The 2,726-nt window shown below is 59.2% G+C and carries 1 protein-coding gene and 6 tRNA genes; all 7 read right to left on the bottom strand.

Features of this window, described 5'->3' with window-relative positions:
- Positions 1–135: 135 nt before the first annotated feature.
- The 7 genes from E1297_RS03015 to E1297_RS03040 all read right to left on the bottom strand — a co-directional run bounded on the left by E1297_RS03015 (position 136) and on the right by E1297_RS03040 (position 2,652).
- A tRNA-Met gene (locus E1297_RS03015) sits at positions 136–212 on the bottom strand.
- Between the two features lie 774 nt (positions 213–986).
- Positions 987–1,065, bottom strand: a tRNA-Met gene (locus E1297_RS03020).
- Positions 1,066–1,813: 748 nt separating this feature from the next.
- Positions 1,814–1,888: transfer RNA gene (locus E1297_RS03025), tRNA-Thr, on the bottom strand.
- Positions 1,889–2,209: 321 nt separating this feature from the next.
- Positions 2,210–2,283: transfer RNA gene (locus tag E1297_RS03030), tRNA-Gly, on the bottom strand.
- A 57-nt stretch (positions 2,284–2,340) separates the two neighbouring features.
- Positions 2,341–2,466, bottom strand: a complete 126-nt coding sequence (locus E1297_RS50710; protein WP_256372678.1) for a hypothetical protein — start codon at positions 2,464–2,466, stop codon at positions 2,341–2,343.
- 19 nt (positions 2,467–2,485) lie between these two features.
- Positions 2,486–2,561 (bottom strand) — tRNA-Val (locus E1297_RS03035).
- Positions 2,562–2,577: 16 nt separating this feature from the next.
- Positions 2,578–2,652: transfer RNA gene (locus tag E1297_RS03040), tRNA-Asn, on the bottom strand.
- Between the last annotated feature and the right edge of the window lie 74 nt (positions 2,653–2,726).

Genomic DNA, 2,726 nt, shown 5'->3' on the forward strand with positions numbered 1-2,726 from the left:
TGATGCCTGCTACGCGAGCCGCGCTCTTGACTCCTCCCTGAAGGAAAAGGTTTGTCGCGCTTCTGGATCACGCTCGGGACGCAGGGTTATTTGCTACAGGACCTACATCGAGTTCTTCACCCCTGTCGGGATATCTGGTTGCGGAGAGGGGATTTGAACCCCTGACCTCGTGATTATGAGCCACGCGCGCTGCCGGACTGCGCCACTCCGCGTTAGTATTCTTAACGTCTTCCCCGCCCTGAGGAACGGGGTTTGCCAGCGCTTATGGGTCAGGCGACGGAAGCCTCCTCTTGCAGCGTCCGCGCTACGTCATTCGCGCGTTGTCTTCCGGGTTCGCGACCAGCTTGCGCCATCGCCTGAAGTTCGGACCCGAGGCGGGGAACTTCGCCTTGACTGGCTTTTTACCTAGCTATCTACACGCAGACACCTAGTGGATTGAGATGGTCCGGCCCCAAGGGGTTATCCCGGCGCTCTCTGCCTGCTGCATCTCCGTTTGCAACCGGATCAACAGGTCATTGGCAGAGGGTCGCATCTCAAAAGGTTCGGTGCAGCCAACGTCACAGGTGGCACTGCGCCCAAGTTGCGATCTTAGGCCGGATTTTACACCGATCTCTGTGCGCCCGCCCTAGGGCAATGCGCTAAAATTTGGCGGCAGCACCGCCCCCGAGGCAGGGAATTGAGTCTTTGCGCGTTGTTGCCCGTCCCGGCACGCCTTTTCGAAATGCCACCGGTAAAAGGCCCCTTGTCAGCCGCAACGCCGATCCCTCGGGTGTCTGGTTTCTCGGGTCCGGGCGTCGCTCCGGACTGTCACTTACCTTCGCGCTCCAATAGCTGCGACTGCTCCGAGAAATTCGCGAGATGGCCCGCTGGAGGTGCTCAGCCCGAAGGCTGGGCCGGGGATCGAACCCGTTGCAGCGTACCGACTGTCGTAATCGGCCATCTCGATTCAAGTGCGGCCGTCGCCGTAAGGCGCCGTAACCGCAAGCTGGTGGCGACGACTGGATTCGAACCAGTGATCTTCAGGTTATGGGCCTGACGGGATAGACCGGGCTTCCCTACGTCGCTTTATTCTGAATTTGAATGCTTGGTTCTCGCAAGACGGAAGTATTGCGCCCTCGCGGGTAGCAAATCCTGTCCTTACGAACAGGGTCACCACCTTTCGTGATGCGAGAACCAAGCTGATCGGCACACCAACTGCGCCCTTCCGGGTAGCAGACCCCCACCAACGAGGATGGGTGGCTCATCAGCGTGCGCCGATCAATTTCCATGGCGGCCGGACGCTACTCCGGCTGTTTTTTCGACCTAACGGCTGTGGACTCGACACCACTTGATCCGGGGGCCGCTGCTCCCACTGTTTTTTGCGTGACCGCTTCCCACGCTTCCGCCAGAACTAACTGGAACACGCTAGATCCGGTTAGTATTCGATAGTTCCATCGGACAGGTCGGGCGCAACCGACGTTTCGGAGGGGGTTATGTGCGGTATTGCCCTAACGTGTTCAGAACCGTAACGAGTGATTCCTGCATTCATAGCCGTCGTCCGATGGCACGGGGCGAAACGAAGATCGCTCGATGACGTCATTCGCCGCTGCGTGACCTGCTTTCGCTCAGCCAGCCACCCCATTTGGTATCGGTGAGCCGCGACGCCGTTTCGCTACGCTGGTACGGCCAAGACCTTGGGCGCTCACCGATTGGTTTCAGGCGAACGGGAACGTTGGGCGTATCAACTCTCACCGCTTTTCCGCGCTTTCACGCGGCCACTGTGAAGTGGGCAGTTCCTGTCGCCGTTGGTTCTAACCGTGCGCCAAGCTTGGTTTTTCGGAGGAGGGGTTTGAGCCCACGACCTTCAGGACACGAGCCCGATGAGCTAACCGGACTGCTCCACTCCGCATGACTGGTATTCGGTCGAACACAATGGGAATCGAACCCTTCCAATCCTCGGGCGACCCGCTCCCGATTTCGAGGGGTCGCGTCGGGTGTCGAACCCGACATCAAGCCGGGCGCCCAAAGTGAAGGTGGCCCCCGCCAGGGTGTGTTCTGAAGCCGCATTCGACATCGTCGTCCGGCGGCTCGTTCGATTTCGTGCCCCGCAATGGGGTGTGACCTCATTCCGCAAAGCCGGATGAACTGGTATTCGTTCTTGCGTGCAGCGAATAGCTACACCGGACATAGACCCTTCCGGAAGGGCTGTTTCGGGGCTTTCCCGAAGGACTGGAGCGGATAGAGGGAATCGAACCCTCGTCTTCTGCTTGGAAGGCAGCGGCTCTACCATTGAGCTACACCCGCATGTTTCGTGCTCGCCCCGGGGTCGTCCCTTGTTCCCCGGGGCAGCGTATTCTTTAATTACCCGAAGCTGACCGGGTTCTCCTTGTCGCGAGATGTCCACGACAACCGGAGCCAGCCGACCGCAACAACGCGGATCGTACTGTCCTTGTCGACGATGGCGTGAACGTTGCCGATCTCCGTCAACTATTTTGTTTCGAAAAATTGGTGCGCGAGGCAGGACTCGAACCCGCGACCCCCTGGGTGTAAACCAGATGCTCTCCCAGCTGAGCTACTCGCGCATCGAACGAATGCCCTTGGCTCGGGCGGCAGGATTCGAACCTGCACATCCCGGTTAACAGCCGAGCGCTCTACCAACTAAGCTACGCCCAAGCGAAAGGCATTCGTTTCCGAAACCATGAATTCCTGGTTCGTGGTGGTGGAGCCAGTCGGGATCGAACCGACGA

The sequence above is a fragment of the Roseibium sp. RKSG952 genome, assembly GCF_009711355.1.